The organism is Bacteroides cellulosilyticus DSM 14838, assembly GCF_000158035.1.
GTDB classification, from domain to species: Bacteria; Bacteroidota; Bacteroidia; order Bacteroidales; family Bacteroidaceae; genus Bacteroides; species Bacteroides cellulosilyticus.
The window spans coordinates 114,661-132,282 of the sequence record NZ_EQ973490.1; the positions used below are offsets into that span (position 1 = coordinate 114,661).

Below are 17,622 nucleotides of genomic sequence, written 5' to 3' on the forward strand. Positions count from 1 at the left end.
AAGCGTGATAATAAATCCATGATGCGCTCATGCATCGGTGCTTTCTCATCCTTATATAGCTCTTGAGCCTGTGCCACTCCGGCACAGGCTATTAGAGCTAATAATCCTGTAAATACAATCTTTTTAAGTGTTTTCATGTTTTTTTCCTATTGACTTATACCTTATTGTTTTTCTGCGGATGGGGGCACTGCATCACCTGCGCTACCCCATGCCTTATTGGGTCTGCTACCCATCACCAATACCAATTTCCCACCTTCTTTTATGTCGTCATGACTAAACCAAGGCTTATTCCATTCTTTTCCGTTCAATGTTGCAGATTGGATGTATTTATTTTCATCCGACGCACCTTGTGCTTCTATTTCAAATACCTTTCCGTTGCTCAACATCACCTTAGCCTTAGCAAACAAAGGACTACCGATATTATAAGCCGGGAATCCCGGTGTAACCGGATAGAAACCTAAAGAAGAGAATACAACAAATGCCGACATACCGCCACCGTCTTCATCTCCCGGTACCCCCATCAGGTCGTTACGGAACCAAGTCTTCAGCAACTGACGGATACGTTTCTGTGTCTTCCAAGGCTGACCTGCATAGTTATACAGATAAGGAATATGCAAAGAAGGTTCATTGGCCATTGAGAATTGTCCCACATTTCCCGTATGATCCGGTATCTGTGCATAGAAAGCATATTTGCCACGTCCCAGCGGTTCACGGAAAGTCTGATCCAGATTTGCTATAAACTGTTGGTTACCACCCATCAAATCAATCAGATCGGCTACATTGTGAGGAACATCCCAACGATAAATCCAACCATTATTCTCACCATAATATTCACGGGCACCCATACCTCCGGAGAAACGATAATCGAATGGTTCGATCCACTTACCATTCTTATCCTTCGGATGGAAGAAAGCTGTTTCTGCATTATACACGTTGCGATAATTATGAGCACATTGCAGATAGTGAGCAGCATCTTCTTTCTTTCCCAACATATCGGCTATACGCGACAGGCACCATTGGTCGTATGCTGTTCCCAGTGTAACTGCAATCGGCTGACGCTTTTCGAAATGATGTACATTCGGGTCTGTTTCTTTTTCTCCTTCCTGAAGTGCAGGGATATATCCGTTCTTCTTATAGAAATCATCAATCCAACCGGCGGCAGCCCCCGACCACGGAGCCAGTGTTTTTTCTTCAATTCCTTTACGGCAAGCTTCATAGGCCTTAGCCAAATCGAATTGTAAGCCTTTAGCAGCCGCATCAGCTACTGTTGCTACGGCATGATTGGAATTCATACGGCGGGAGTCACCTGTAATTTCAGGGAAGGTAGGCATCCACATATTACCCATTTGTTCAGCCATACGCAGATAAGAGTCAATCACATTCTTTTCCGTACCTTCGTCAATCAGGAGACGCAGGGGATGAGCTGCGCGATAGGTATCCCAAATCCAGTCGTCCGTATAGAAAGGTTCGCCATTATCCTCGTGCACTTTTCCGTCAAATGCACTGAAATAACGACCGCCCTCACTGATACAAACGGGGCGTTCGAATATGCGATAGAGTGACGTATAAAGAATTTGCTTATCTGTATCACTGCCACCTTCTACTTGAATATCGCTCAATGCTTTATCCCAGATTTGGCGTCCTTTTTCTGCCAAAGCCTGTAGATTATAGTCCGGCAATTCACGTTGCAGATTCTCTTTAGCCTGTTCCTCGCTTATAAACGAAATACCATAACGCAGATTTACCGTTTTCGTTCCGTCGGCAAAGTGCAAAACAGCACAGGCATTGCGACCTTCAGCTTCCTTCGTGCCTGCATCTATTTTACCATCAGCCAAGATACCCGTTTCTATAGGAGCAATATCCGATTCTATATACAAGTACACACGCGTATTATTCTCCAATTGCTGGTAACCGCTCACAAATCCGTCACCTGCTTTGATGGCACCGTTTCGTGAATTAATCATCATGTATACAGGTTTATCCTGCTGACTATAATCTATCTGATAAAGAGCCGACTGATGAGAGGGTGCATACTTCACTTTAATTTCCTCGTCATCGAGGATCACCTCATAATAATAAGGTTTCAACTTTTCATCATCATAGCTATAAGCTACAACCGGACGAAGATTCTCTCCCTGATACGGACTCAGGTTGAAAGCTGAACTTCCACGATGGCTGGTTACAATCAAAGGAAGACCGTTCAACTGATCTGTTGTATAGTCCGCCCGTTCGGGATAAACACGAAGCATACTATTCGGCAGATGAATAGTCGGGAAAGTAGGCACCAGCAAGTGACTGATATTTCCCATGTAAGGATTTACATAGTCAACCGGACCTTTCACGGCAGTTACTTGATTTTGTACTCCACTACAAGCGCCCAACATGGAAACTAAAGCTACAGAAGCCAGGCAATGTGTAATTTTCATAATATAACAGTTTTAGTTTATATTTATTCGTGAAGGCAAATGTAAGACCTAAAGCTTTCCCTTTCGATTAAAAAAGACTTAATAGCCGATTAAAATTGAATAAATAGCTAAATAAGTCTCTTTTTAATAATTATTTCTGTCCTCGTGTCTGTTTTATCACCTGTATTGTTCCATCCGAGTTATAATACAGCTTGTCTACACAGACCGAACGTAGGTTTCCCTGTCCTGAAATAGAACAGTTATGATAGAAAGCATACCATTCACCTTTATATTCAGCTATAGATCCATGGCTTGTATCGCAACCTGTCGGTTCCAGATAAATGCCCTGATATTTCCACGGCCCCATCGGAGAGTCACTTGTTGCATAATTCAAGCGGTTGGCACCTTTTCCATTATCCGAGTGATTGTCAGCATACGACATATAGTAAACACCGTCTTTCTTATGCACCCAGGTAGCTTCATGAAAATCTTTCAGTCCTTCCATGTCTCTCAAAGGTTCAGCTATTTCCATCATATTATCTTTCAGTTTGGCTGCCGCACAACGACCGCCACCGCCATAATAGAAGTAAGCCTGCCCGTCATCATCTACAAACACACAAGGGTCAATCATTGCAAAAGCATTACCCAATCCTTCAATATATCCCTGCACTTCAAAGTCTTTGGCGGGATACTTGCTGGTAGCTACACCGACTTTCCAGGTATTATTCCAGTCATCACCACTCGGATGCGGAAAATAGAAGTAATAAGTACCGTTCTTATATGCACAATCGGGCGCCCACATGAATCCACCGTCTTTACGTCCCCAAGGCACCTGTGAAGAGTTCAGAATTTCACCATGATCTGTCCAATTTACCATATCATCCGTAGAGAATACATGATAGCGGTCCATCAAATCGCACCCACGTGGCGGATCAATGTCATGCGAAGCGTACACATACAAGCGTCCGTCCTCCCATACATGGGCCGAAGGGTCGGCAGTATACATGTGAGTAATAAAAGGATTCGGCCCTAAAGTAACCGTTTTTTGCTTTTGGCTGTTACAACTCATCAATGTGAGCGACAAGGCAGCCAAGGTGATAAAAAAAGTTTTCATACGTATATTTCCTGTTAAATCATATTATCGATTCTATTTAACGCTTCGGCTGTGTTTCCTGAAGAGCAATCTGCTTGCGCAACATTTTACCGGCCTGTCCGGTGAGCCACAGATAATAGTCAGTTTCCAGATCATCATCGATACCTTCAAAAGTGATACCCAATTCTTTTTCTGATTTGCACCAACCATCAGTAGGAGCTGTTACTTTATTCTTCGCCATGAAGACAGTATTCTCAGTGCTTCTTCCGATGCCGTTCATGTCTGAATAAGAAATCTTTTCATTCTTCGGGTTATAAACCACATAGTATTCCACGTCGGCCGCATTACTGGGCACATCACTCTTTCTAAGTACCTTATAAATAGCTGTACCTTCATCTATTTCATCGAACATAGCAATATACAACATCGTACAACCTCTGCGAATGCAGTTATGGAGTTGAGTCCAGAAGAACTTACCTCTTTCGCGGGATCCCCGTTCATAGTAAGGATGCATATTCAAATCCGAAGCACCCGGATAGCAATGAGGTGCATACTGTACTTTGCTTTCTCCAGACTCATTGACATTCTTACACCATTCTATATCCTTACCGACCATGTTGGCAAATCCACCGTCACTACCACCCGTGTTATAACTATTGATATCATTGAAACGACCTACATACCAGGGCATAATTACATCCACACTCTTAATGAGAGCATGCAAGCTAGCTCTTCCGGGAGTATAGGTATCACCTCCGCCGGCACGCCAGTAAGTAGATACACCCAGCATGATACTGTACCCCACTTCTTTCAGTTTGTCAGACAGCTTCTGGATATCCTCATTGCTGTAACCACGTTCAGCAGGATTGAAACCGACCCCCCAAAGAGCAATTAGCGGTTTGCCATTCTCGTGCAGATAATATTTCCGTTTGGAGGCATAAGTATCATAGATTGCCTGGGCATCAGCAACGACTTTCTCAAAACGGGCAGGATTATAACCGCCAAGGTCATACATCACCGCAATAGCACGCTGATATTGGTCGGAACCATCCATAGCACTTGCCAATACCTTATCGAAGTGATCCTTACCGTCGGGATTATCAATCACTTCGCCTACAAAACGCTGCATAAATGCACCGTCAATGCCATACTCCTGCATCCACTTGAAATGCAGCATCACAGTAGACTTGTCATAAGCACTATACACCTGCGCCGTCGTTCCATCAGGATATTTGAATTCTGTATCATACTTGATTTCATACTCACTCATATCCGGCCAGAGGTCAATGCTGTTACGCAGTACACCGGGTTTGAACATATCGTTTTCACGATAGTGATACCACTCCGTATTCTTATGATTCGCATGGCTACAGCCATCGCCCGGTGTACCAAACCACCCTTGATAACCGGTCATCAGCAACCCTTTGTAAGTGGTGTAAGGCTCTCCATCTACATGAATGGGGACATCCGCACGCGGGTCTTCAGGTTCAACAGGTACCTCAGGCTTTTCGGGCTCTAAAGCAGGCGGAATATAATCATCATTACTATCTTTGCAAGAGGCTGTAGTGCATGCCACGAGAGCACAGAGCACTAAATAATATATCTTTTTCAAATTCATCATAGCTTTATTTATTGTTGTTCAGTTAAATAGAACCGGGAAAAGAAGCTGTATGCCTCCTCTCCCAGCTGCACCATCATACCAATCTAATTACGTTTCTGTTGTATTTACTTTTGAGGAATTTCAACTTTCACTATTTCCGTATAGTTGCACTTTTGGAAAGTATCGTCAACCCTGGCACCCACACGAACAAAGTAAGTATAACCGGGCTTCACATCCACCTTGAAAGAGAAGATCTTGCTCTTACCATCTTCCAGTTTTTCCAGTTTCTCCCAAGTACTTCTTACCTTGGCAATATAGTTCTTAGCATAAGGTTTCTCGTCATCACTACCCATATCATTATAGTAACTAATGCAATTGCCTTCGCCACAGAACTGATTAAGGCTCAAGAAAGGACGTATATCCAGAATTCGGGGAAGTCCCGCTGTAATAGGAGGAACATCCAAACGGCAGGAGATAGCCAGTGAGTCATCCACCAGTTCCGTCTTCAGATCAATCAGTTTCAGATAAGGAGTTACTTCGAAGTCATGAACAGCCTTTTTACCAATGCCTATACGAATAGTATCGGCAGGCCACCAGGCGCCTTCGGGAACCACGTCATACGTGCCTTTAAACAGTTTCGTATTGTTGAAAGTGCCATCCTGCTTCACAGGAATCGTTTGAGAACCGGGATTAAGACTGAAGCTTTTCTCCCAGATCTTCACCCGTCCTGCACCCTGATCGGCCAGGATATTCTCCCCCGTAGTTTTATCTATAATACGTCCGGTGAAGTGAGCGTCGGGTTCATCAAAATTGTCCACTTCCATACAGGAAGTCACAAATAGAGTTAATACTCCAAACAACAGACTATGTTTCAACTTTTTCATATCCATATACAATTTAGTATTAATAACCATCATTACGTATAAGATTCGGATTCTTGCCGATTTCTCCACCCGGAATCTGTTCATAGTACCATTTCTTATCGAACGTAGCCTTACGGGCTACAACCGGCACTTCATTCAAGAAAATCCACTTATTCTCATTAAGTACGTAGTAAGGGAGCAACGTATGCGGTTGTTTACCATCCATAAAGTCAATATCAGCCACTCTCCAACGACGCAGGTCATAGATGCGCAGATTCTCAAAGCAAAGTTCACGTGCACGCTCATCACGAATGTACTGCAAGTTCTCATCTACCGGGAATCCGTATTTCTCCATACCCAGATCTTCCGGATTATTGACCATCTGATGAAGAGTAGCGCCTGCACGCGCACGGACTTCATTAACGTAAGTAAATGCTTCCGCCTTCAACTTATCATCACCGGTTTCCAAACCCAATTCATAAGCGGCCTCTGCCCAGTTCAGTAAAACTTCACCGTAGCGGAATACCTTCCATGACTGCGAACTTCCAAAAAGACCACCTCTAATAGCAAGGTTTGAGTTAGGGTTCGTATATTTACGAATCAATACCCCCATGTAGGAGTATCCTTCATCACCCGTACCTCTGAAACAACCATGCGGACCGGCTACTTTTACGTTCTTCTGATCACCGATATCCTGATACATCTGACTTGCTTCCACATTCTGTGCCGTCACGCGATAGGCGTTCGTATAGTCATTCGTGCTGCCACCGGTTTCCGTAGTTCCGTCAGCCGCCGTTCCGGGATAGCTTTTGTATACACCAGCCTGAAAATCGAATTTGGTACCCGAACCTTTCTCAGTCATACCCGAGAAGAAGAAGATAGCGCGGGCACGAGGCTCCATCTCGCCCGAGTTCCAGAGGTCCTCCACATTGTCAAAGCGAACAGGCTTGCCTTCCTCGTCGGTCACGGCAGGTATCTCGAACATACGAATCAGCTCCCATGCGGGCTGTATGGTGCAACCCGGAGCACTGATACTCAAGTTACTGCCCTTAGGTAGAATCATTGAATCCCAACTGTGAAACAGCATAGTACCCTGATTATCCTTCAAGGCTATGTAATCACCATACTGTTTGATAAAGATATCCTCTGGAGTATTGTCTTTAAAGAACTGCTCGGCATAGGCAGTTTCCTTGTCACTACCGTCGTTCAGCGCATAACCACCCTCCTTGACAAACTTGCAGGCGTCATAGGCATATTGATAAAATTCCTTAGCCTTTTCGGGAGCAACACCCATAAGTCCTGCATCCACGGCTGGTCCTGTTATTTTGCCATAACTGCCATATTTTGCAGCAGAAGCCGCATAGAGCATAGCGCGGCTCATTAACGCTGCCGCTGCATAGCGGTTGGGACGACTGGCATCTCCCTTGGCAGTAGACATATGATTCATGGCATATTCCAGATCATTGTGAATAAACATCCAACAATCATACTCTGTGCTACGAGGCAATTGCAATTCAGCAAGCGGTGCTTTCGGATCGAGTACCTTGTCCACAATGGGCACACCTCCATAGCGCTTCACCAGTCCAAAGTAGTAAAAAGCCCGCAAGAAAAAGGCCTCAGCATAAAGATTTTCGTATGTTTCTTCATTATAGTATTCCTTGTAATTCGGAAATTGCTCCATGAAATTATTAATGTCACGGATACGGTCGTAAGGCCAATATCCCCAACCGTCACCATAGGAAGTGGTACGTCCGGTAGCCTCCATAGCTGCGGATGCAGGACTCGCTTTCTGCGCACCCCACTGATTCGCTTCGTGCCAACCAGCCGCACAGACTGTGCCGAAGCCATTGTGTTCACCATTCATCGCAAAGTTGAAGTCTTCAATCGGCAGGTCCTGGAAAACCATGGCCCAGTATTTCTGCAGACCACTTTCGGATTTCATCAACACATTTTCATAGATCAGACCTTTGGGTTCCAAGTCCAAATCATAACAAGATGACATCGTCAGGCCTAATGCTGCTGCTACAAATATATATTTGATCTTTTTCATGTTCTATCCTCTCGTATTAGAATTTAATTGTTGCACCAATATTGAATGTACGGTTTACCGGGTAGTTGTAGAACAAGACACTCTTTTTATTGGGATCTTCGTTCGCACCGCCCTTTTCTCCCGGACGCTCCGGATCTATATTATCCAGTCCGGTAAAAGTCAAAAGATTGTAAGCATTGAAATAAACGCGAAGATCTTTAATACCTGCCTTAGCCAACCATGTCTTAGGCAAGGTATAGCCCACTTCCAAAGTTTTCAAACGAATATATGAAGTATTCTTAATGCCCGTGCTACCCGTATTAAAACTATGTCCGGTAGCCGGATAGAGACCGGATACCCACTTAGTATTCGGATTCCACGGATCGTCCGTCGGTTTCTCCGTATGCCAGCGATCTTCGTAAATATTCAGTACAGCAGCACCGTTGAATGGTCCTACCTCAGTAAAAACTTCACTATAGGAACTGTATACACCAGCTGAACCTTGCCAGTTCATAGAAAGATCGATACCTTTCCAAGCAGCCCCCAGTGTGATACCGTAGTTGAATACCGGCAAGTTGAAGGTAGCCATCGGATGTCTATCCGAATCGTCTATAATACCGTCACCATTCCAGTCCTTGTAATAGTAGTCACCTGGCAAGGTACCTTGACCGTAATTCGCACCTGTTGTACCATGATAACGGATATCATCGTAACTGCCGAAACGTCCACCTTCCTCATAAGTAAACCAAATATCCTTATTACGACCGGAAACATCTCTGCGATACCAGTTATCCATAGAATTGGAAGCTTGACTATCGGAATGATAATCCCAACGATTCTTGGTCGCACTGATTTGTCCGTTTACCCAATAAGTAACTCCTGCCACTCTGTTGCGGTGCCCTAAGCTGATTTCCCAACCAAAGGTTTCATCACTTTCCTTATTCTCTTGCGGAAGGGAAGCGCCTACAATGCCAGGGATCTGTGCAGAAGAAGTAGCCAACAATCCATCACGTTTACGCTTAAATACTTCAAACGTACCACTCAGTTTCTGGTTCCAAAGGTCAAAGTCTACGCCAAGGTTATAAGTCTTAGCTGTATACCATGTCAAATCCGGATTAGGAATAGATGTTGCCGAAACACCGGAAATCAGAACCCCATTATAAACATAGCCCAATTTGCTGGGATTAAGTTCATAAGCTACAGCAGTCTGTGGATAGGTATTGGCGCTACCATCATCACCCATTTCACCGTAAGAAGCACGAATCTTCAAGTTACTGAGGAATGGTACCCACTCTTTCATAAAGGCCTCTTCGCTGACACGCCAGCCTGCAGATACAGCAGGAAAGAATCCCCAACGAGAGTTTTTCGGGAAACTGGAAGAACCATCATAGCGAAAAGAGAAATCCAACATATAACGACCTTTATAGTCATAATTGAATCTACCTACCAAAGCCTGACGAACCTTATCGCCCGCAAGACCTGCACCTACAATCTGATTACTTTTCTCACCATATATCAGATATTCCCCATCCAACTTCATAATCGCTTGTCCGTAGAAATTATCCCACTCATTATACTGCTCTTCAAACAATATCAAGCCCCCCACATTGTGATCGCCGAACTTATTGGCATAATTCAAAGAGAGCTGCATTACGGTACCATGGCTGGGATCAGTTCCCCGACGTAGATAACTGTCAGCATTACGGTCATAAGTCTTCATCTCTCCACCTACCATTTCATACAATTGATAGGCGCGTTTGTATTCCGTATTGTTCGATGAATTGTAATCATAGCTATAGAAAGCTTTAGCCTGTAAGCCTTTCACACCGGGAATATCATACGCCAATGTCAGCGAACCATTGAAGTTTGTACGCTTCTCTCTGCGGTAACCGGTGAAACGACTGTCGGTAGTAGCCACCGGATTATCATTGTCAGAAAGTTCCGAGTCGTAACTGGGCAAATCATGATCCCCATTCAGCCAAGCCTGTGAAGTAGGCCGCAAAGTCCATGCCTTCTTGTAGACCGTCCACATGTCAGTAAACGGTTGATTCTTCTCATCCATATAGCCGCTCAACTGCACGGTAGCCTTCAATCTGTCAGTGATCTTAGCATCCACGTTACTGCGGAAGTTCCAGCGGTCATAGTTCAACGAACCGCTCTTGTAGGAGCCTTCCTGCTTCATATAGCCCAAATTAAAGAAATAGCTTATCCTCTTCGAACCACCATCCACACTAATGTTATATTGTTGTTGCGGTACATTATTATCAAACAGTTCGTCGGCCCAGTTGGTACCTCTATTGTTCTTGGAACTATATTCCATCATCTGCTGCCATGTATATTTCGGCGAGGTACGACGGGGATAGTTAGTGCCAAAGTCATTATAAGACTTCTCGTTGATCAACAACATATGGTTGGCTGCAGAAGCTGTTTCAGGCATATATAGAAACTGTTGCCAGCCATAGTTGGCAGAAAAAGTAATATCAAACTTACCATCACTGCTTTCTCCACCATGCTTGGATGTTACCAATATAACGCCATTGGCAGCACGAATACCATAAATGGAAGCAGAAGCATCTTTCAATACAGATACCGATTCTATTTCATTAGCATCCATACGTGAGAAATAGCCCTTGTCACGAGGAATACCATCAACCACGATCAACGGCTCACCCAAGCCACGGATATCGATGGCATTATCGAATTCACCGGGTTGTGAACTTTTCTGTGTAATACGCACACCGGGTATTTTTCCGGAAAGCATATTCACCACATTCTCATTCTTAGTCACGGCAATTTCCTTATTATTAACAGCTGAGACTGCACCTGTCAAAGTCGCTTTCTTCTGCGTACCGTAACCTACAACTACTACTTCTTCCAGTGTCTTGCTATCTTCCTGCAAAGTGACTTTCAATACGGTATTAGCTGCCGAGACTACAGCATCCAGATAACCGATAAAGGTAATTGTCAGTTTATCTTTGGCAGAGGCTTCTATCTTGAACACACCGTCTATATCAGTGATTGTTCCTCGGGTAGTACCGCTCACCCGTATGTTTGCTCCGATAACCGGCTCGCCCGTATTATCAATGACGGTTCCCTGAACCATCCGGTTCTGAGCCGACATAGGCAATGCCGTCAGGAGGCATAGAAGTGCAATCATCATCGTTCTCCATGAAAAAAATGCACTTCTTTTTATTTTATTAGAATTATAATGTTTCATGCTTAGATTTTCTGTTCATTAAAGAAATCTTCATTTTTTAGTGATAAGAGGTGTACCCGTCGCTTGTACAGGGGTACCACCTCTTAAAGTTTACTTAGAGGAATCTTAAGGCTTGGGAGCCGGCATTGTTGCACCTTCCGGAGCCACACGACGGTTGATAAAGAGCATGCCTAACTGATCTGCACCTGCTGCATGGAGCGGTTTCACACCGTAAGCATATTCATAACCAGCATCGAAAGCAATGCGGAGCCCATAACCTGTATAGCTTTCAGGGAAATTGAAGTCACCGGTCTTTTCATCCATTGTGAAGTCACCGAAGCCCCATTCCTTTATATTGTTATAGAAACCTACCGGATCATTGATGTATTCATTATATTGTCCCATCCAGCCGTCATAGCCATAACCTTCACCAGCATCATAAGTCTTGCCGTTGACATCTGTATATTTTCCATCAGTACCCAAAGAAGCCGGAACATAGACAGCAAAGCCACGGAAGAAATAATAAATGCCACGACAACCTTCCGCATACTTTTTGGCAAGATTCCCCATTTCCAACGTTGATCCATTATTGAAAATCAACTCTTCATCCCCCATTTTTATACTATACTTCAGCCAATTAGGAAAGAATCCATCTGCTCCATTATGAATGGTAGGGATATCCGTCTCATATTTAGAAAGAGCCCTCGGGAAGTTCAGCTTTCCTGCCCCCAGTGGTTGAGCTTTTTCTGTACCACCCCACTCTGCTTCGTAGTTACCGACCAACCCGTTTGCTGTGAAATCCACATCAGCCAGTTCATCAACAATAACCACATAAATCTTAGCTTTCACTACGTCGTCAGCAACCACATTCACCAAGAATCCCGGACGCTCTTCATTATCATTGAAGCTGGTTCCCGGCCTTGTACTGAATTTCCAAGTACCATCGGATTTTAAACTCTCCTTAAGCATATCCACTTTCTCCTGTGCTTTTCCACCCGGTTGTTTACTACTGCTGGCAACTATGAATTCAGCCTTATCAGGAAGTTCTGAGAATAGATTATTGAAATTCAAAGTTCCCAACAGGTCAAGACCGTTTATAGTCATTTCCTTGAAACCGTCGGCTAAATCTCTCGGGGCGTAATCAGCCTTGATGGTAACACCACCTAGATCTTCGGCTACAGCCGAAAAATCATCAGCCACTTTCACATTGAAGTAATTTGAACCGATGACCGTTCCTCTGAACTTCATTTGCAGAGATACAGCATACATCTTTCCAGCTTCCGCTTCACCCAACGCCTTAATGGGAACTACAATGAAACCACCATCCAGACTTGCCGCACCATTAACCTTAAATTGCTCGCCATCAGCAGCACGAGTTAACACATGAGACTCAGCAATCGTAAATTCTGCACCTTCTATACTTGTTAGAGCTGGTCTTGGCAGGAATTTTACAATTGCGCCAGTATTGCCAATCTCTACAATACCATCTATTGTTTCGGGGCTATAGATTAAAGAGTTGACAGCAGAACCCAATGGGAGTTTATATTCCGTACCATTTACATTGATGATGGCTTCCGTATCAGTCATTGTAACGGAAATATTACCTCCACCCGGTTTTATCACAATTTTTTGTCCATCACTCAACGACAACGTATAAATACCAGTTTTCTCGTCCAACTTGACTTCTACAACACTTGCACCAGTCTTCAAAGCCTTATCTAAATCAGCTTTCAAATCGCCAATAGCCGTTTCTACCACTGATACTCTTGATTTAAGATCATCAATATCATCATCATTATTACATGATATAAAGGTTCCCGTTGACAGAACCATTGCTCCGCACAGGAGCACTTTGATAAATTGCTTATTCATAATAATTAAATAGAAGTTATTAAATAAATATAGAATTTGATTGTTTCCAGAATATTCTTTCTGTATTCAACTGAAATGACCTCTTATAGATTTCCGGTGGAAGTCTATACCTACCTTTCATTTGATTAAGTAACTTGTGTCTTTCCATAATTAATAATTTATTAAATTTAAAAATTAACTTCAGCGATTATTCCTCATCACATGTAAGAGGATTACATCAGGTGAAGGGCACTTTACGCATAGTTGTGCATTTTTCATATTTATTAAACTCGAGTTTTAAAATTCTATGAGACAAAAGTATGCCTATACTGTTAATATTCTCCTTAAAAAGACATTAATAGAAGAGGCTTTTTACCAAAAAAGAAGGGTTCAACAGCTTTTTAACGCTTCCACATTAAAAAAGGATATATAAATAGATTAATTGAAAAAAAATGTAGCTTACAAACTCGTATTCGTAATTGACGAATACGAGTTTGTAAGCTACAATACACAATTTTATCCGATATGGATAGCCCTTTTATGAATTAAAAGTCACCAGCTCCTACACCATTTTCATTAAAAGCAATGATAGAAAAATAATATTCTGAATCCCTATTGAAATAGCGGGCCTCGTATTGATTGTTGTAAACCACCATTGAATGGGTAAGTTTTTCTTTCTGTGTTCCCCAACGTAAAATGTATCCTGTTACATCTTCTTGAGAATCCCATACAAAACGGTAGATACGTTTGTCATTCTCATCACGCGTAGCCTGGAAACCTGTTACGGCAACGGGTACTTTACCATCACCTTGTCCGAAGATACGCAAATCAAATAAGGAGAAAGAGCCTTCCATATCTTTTGAATTGCAGATTTTCAGGTATTGCATTTTCGCTGGTGTAGCCAGAGTATGTAATTTGTGAGGAGCATCTTGCTGATTCTTTTCTTCATCTACCAGACGAGTCCATTTATTTCCATCTACCGATCCTTCAATATAATATTGATATACCACCGGTCCATGGGGAGCATGGATATTGAAATTATGATCTGCAAAATTAACCTGAATAGCCTTCACATCCATAGGCTCGCCAAGATCAATTTGTAACCATTCACCTTTGTTACCAGTCTGTGCAGCCCACCAGGTCTCGACTTGCTCATCATTAGCCAATTCCGGTTCGTAACCTTCAAGAGAAGAAGATGCAGCTACTTTCTTCTTATACGAAAGTAGGTTCCACCCCATGTTGATATCTTCTTTTTCGAAGTCTACTTTCCTGTCGGGAATACAAAAGGGATAATCTGCAAAAGTAGTAAGCGCATACATACCGTATTTATCAGAAACAACTACCGGGAATAATCCCAAACGACGTTCGAACCAGTGACGAACAGAGATAGTCATGGAAGCTACATGCCAGTAATTTCCATATTTATCCTTGAAGGTATGTCCATGTCCGGCACCACCAATAAAACCACCAGGTTTGAAAGAGAAAGGATTATCTTCTACATACTCAAAAGGCCCTAACGGATTATCGCCTACATAGTTACCATCACCATAAATACGATACTGGGTACCGGGAGCAGCATACTGTAAGTAATACCGTCCATTATGCTTCAGCACACACGGACCTTCATTCCAGCCTTGGCGCGGTTCTTCATTATTCTTACCGGGAACTTCCCAACCATATTTATCACAATTATGATGTATCAAAGCTTTAGGTTCACCGATAGCGCGGAAACCATCTTTGGGATCCACTTCTACTCCCATTATCGGTTCTACATCCGAACATCCCCAATAAAGATAAACTCTTCCATCATCATCTTTAAAGAATGCCGGATCATGTTGAGAATACTCAAATTTTGTATCCACTTCTTCCCAAGCATCTTTTTCCGGATGAGCATTCTTATAAATTCGGGTATTTCCACTGGAAGCGGTAAAGTAAAGTGTATCACCATAAACAAGAATTGTAGGCGCATAATCCTCCATAGTCGGAATAGTTGTACAAGGAATATATTCCCACTTTGCCAAGTCTTCAGAGCGCCAGTAACCACCGGACTTGGAAGCAAACATATAATAATATCCTTTGAAATATTCCAGTACCGGATCGGCAGCTTCACGTCGTGACTCTTCATTCGGTTGGAAACGATAATTCAAATCAATAGGATTTGTCACAATCCGATCACTATTAACCGTAGTCCGTTGCTCCGAAGCACAACTGGCCAACAAGCCTGACAGCAAGGCTATACTAACTAATTCCGCAATGCTTTTCATGGTAGTTTTATATTAAGTTTCTTTCCTTTATACTCCACATTCACAGTATACGATTCATTATCCAATCCCAATCCTTTCAGATTATCTACAACAACGATACGGAAGTTACGATTTTGCAACATGCCATCATAGCTACCCTGACGAGGATGGATAGTTAACTGCCTATCCTTGTCACTCCACGTCATACGGACAGTGGTATATTTACCTTTTTCGTAATTATAGTTATCATCCTCGTCTTCATATAAGGTAAATTCCCCATCGGCACCCGGATAGATGCGAACCTGTAGATCATCCCATGACTTCTCGGTTGCAAACTGAACGGAAGGCCCGGCAGGAATGATGGAACCTGCTTTCACATATAATGGGATGATATCAATGGGAGCTTCACGACTAATCTCCTGCCCGCCCTTTTGCTTTTCACCTGTCCAAAAATCAATCCATTGCGTACCCTCAGGCAGATACAGGGAGCGTCTCTTTACTTCACTTATTACCGGAGCTACCAATATGGACTTTCCAAACATATACTCATCGCCCATATCTGTAACCTTTTTATCTTCCGGAAAGTCAGAGAACAAAGCACGCATCAGACTTCCACCATTAGAAGTAACCTCCCATGAGGTTGAATAAATATAAGGTAATAATCGATAGCGAAGATTAATCATTTTCTCTTGCGCATCGAAAGCCCAGTATCCACGTTCACCAAACATAAATATTTCACGGGGAGTGTTTGTGCCATGCGAACGCATCATTCCCGTAAAAGCTGCAAACTGCATCCAACGCACATACAATTCATGGAATGCCGGATCTTTCACACCTTCCGGAAACTTTCTGCCAGAAAAGAAACCACCAATATCAGAATTCCAATAAGGAATACCTGTCAATGAGACATTCAAGGCTGCCGGAATCTGATTACGCAACACATCCCAATCAGAAACAACATCACCAGACCATGCCTGGGCGGCATAACGTTGCTGACCTGCAAAAGCAGAACGAGTCAGAATAAAAACGCGTTTATCGGAAGTCTCCTGTCTTTGATGATCATAAACGCCGCCCACGCTTACAAGTGGGAAAGCATTACGCACTTTACGGAAAGAGCCCAGATAAGTTTGAAAATCCAAGTCTCCTTCTTTCGCCGGACTATGTTCCGGTTCGGTTGCATCCAGCCACCAACCATCCATTCCGATGCTGAACATATTTTTATTCATATATTTCCAATAGATATCTCTCGCTATGGGATCATAAGTATCATATACCTTCACACCATTATCCTGCGGAAAAGTTTCATGTATCATCAACTTGTTCAGAGCTTTCAAATCAGCATAGATTCCGGTAGCGGGTCCAAAAGAAGGCCACACTGAAATAATGGCATGGGCATTCAGATGGTGCACCTCTTCCATCATTTTCTTTGGATCGGGAAATTTCGGATTACGAAATTCTACCGCATTCCAATCTTTATGGTCTTCTCCCCAATAACGCCAATCCTGAATAATGCCATCCAGAGGCACCTTCAGGTCACGATATTTCGCAACAACGCCAACCAGTTCATCCTGGCTGACATATCGCTCTCTTGATTGCCAAAAACCGAATGTCCAAAGTGGAAACATGGGAGCCTGTCCTGTTAATTCACGCAATCCAGCCACTACTTTATCTGCTCCACCGCCATAAACAAAGTAATAATCGCACAAATCACCAACCTCCGAATCAAAAGTCATTCCTTGTGCATTGTCTGTAAAAGTGGTAGGAGAATAGTTATCCCAAAACAACGCATAGCCTTTGATGGAATGGACCAAAGGAATACATATTTCCGTATTCGCCTGTTGCAAGAAAAGAGTTTGATTACGCTGATTCATCTTTCCCTGCTGGTGCTGTCCCAAACCATAAATAGCCTCATCACTATCCAACAAGAAAGTTTGGCGAATCCGATATGTAGAATTACCTGCATCATTGAAAGAAGTGAAACCTGTGGAGGAAGGTTTTTCTGCCAACAATTCCTTCCCGTCTTTAGTCGCAAAGCGAACCTGGTTCTGAATGATATCCAGCAAAACGGTCAGTTCGGAAGTAGTAAGTATTACCTGATTATTTGCCTCCTGTATCTTATACTTCACCTTTTCTGGTTGCATCGTAACAGATAACGACTGTTTTTCCGGCGCTTGCCCAAGAGGATACTTCTTCACACGAATAATGGAAGAAGAAAAGCACTCCAGTTCCACACAGGCAGCTTTTGTCTCTACTTTTACTCCATGTGAAGTACGCAATACAGATTGTCCCATTATGGGAACAATCTGTATACACAGGCATATAAATGCTAACAGTTTCTTCAT

Annotated in this window: 9 protein-coding genes; all 9 read right to left on the minus strand. The window is 43.0% G+C overall.

Translation table 11 applies throughout. The annotated features are described in order from the left end of the window. Window positions 1–161 precede the first annotated feature (161 nt). The 9 genes from BACCELL_RS05530 to BACCELL_RS05570 all read right to left on the minus strand — a co-directional run bounded on the left by BACCELL_RS05530 (window position 162) and on the right by BACCELL_RS05570 (window position 17,622). Window positions 162–2,426, minus strand: coding sequence for a GH92 family glycosyl hydrolase (locus BACCELL_RS05530; RefSeq protein WP_081450794.1), 2,265 nt, complete (start codon window positions 2,424–2,426; stop codon window positions 162–164). Window positions 2,427–2,556: 130 nt separating this feature from the next. Continuing rightward, window positions 2,557–3,519: a family 43 glycosylhydrolase gene (locus BACCELL_RS05535; protein ID WP_007210620.1), complete on the minus strand. Its 963-nt coding sequence runs from the start codon at window positions 3,517–3,519 to the stop codon at window positions 2,557–2,559. 37 nt (window positions 3,520–3,556) lie between these two features. Next, window positions 3,557–5,119, minus strand: a complete 1,563-nt coding sequence (locus BACCELL_RS05540) for a glycoside hydrolase family 99 protein (RefSeq protein ID WP_007210621.1) — start codon at window positions 5,117–5,119, stop codon at window positions 3,557–3,559. A gap of 104 nt (window positions 5,120–5,223) precedes the next feature. Further along, window positions 5,224–5,982: a DUF3823 domain-containing protein gene (locus BACCELL_RS05545; protein WP_007217065.1), complete on the minus strand. Its 759-nt coding sequence runs from the start codon at window positions 5,980–5,982 to the stop codon at window positions 5,224–5,226. 19 nt (window positions 5,983–6,001) lie between these two features. Then, window positions 6,002–8,011 (minus strand): RagB/SusD family nutrient uptake outer membrane protein, encoded by a 2,010-nt coding sequence (locus tag BACCELL_RS05550; RefSeq protein ID WP_007210623.1) that lies wholly within the window; start codon window positions 8,009–8,011, stop codon window positions 6,002–6,004. 16 nt (window positions 8,012–8,027) lie between these two features. Beyond that, window positions 8,028–11,207, minus strand: coding sequence for a SusC/RagA family TonB-linked outer membrane protein (locus tag BACCELL_RS05555; RefSeq protein WP_007210624.1), 3,180 nt, complete (start codon window positions 11,205–11,207; stop codon window positions 8,028–8,030). 105 nt (window positions 11,208–11,312) lie between these two features. Further along, window positions 11,313–13,058, minus strand: coding sequence for a hypothetical protein (locus BACCELL_RS05560; protein ID WP_007210625.1), 1,746 nt, complete (start codon window positions 13,056–13,058; stop codon window positions 11,313–11,315). A gap of 524 nt (window positions 13,059–13,582) precedes the next feature. Beyond that, a complete protein-coding gene (locus tag BACCELL_RS05565; RefSeq protein ID WP_007210628.1) occupies window positions 13,583–15,301 on the minus strand; it encodes a family 43 glycosylhydrolase in 1,719 nt (572 codons plus the stop codon). Continuing rightward, on the minus strand, window positions 15,298–17,622 hold the full coding sequence (locus BACCELL_RS05570) for a glycoside hydrolase family 31 protein (protein ID WP_007210629.1): 2,325 nt from the start codon (window positions 17,620–17,622) through the stop codon (window positions 15,298–15,300). Before BACCELL_RS05570 ends, BACCELL_RS05565 begins: the two co-directional genes overlap by 4 nt.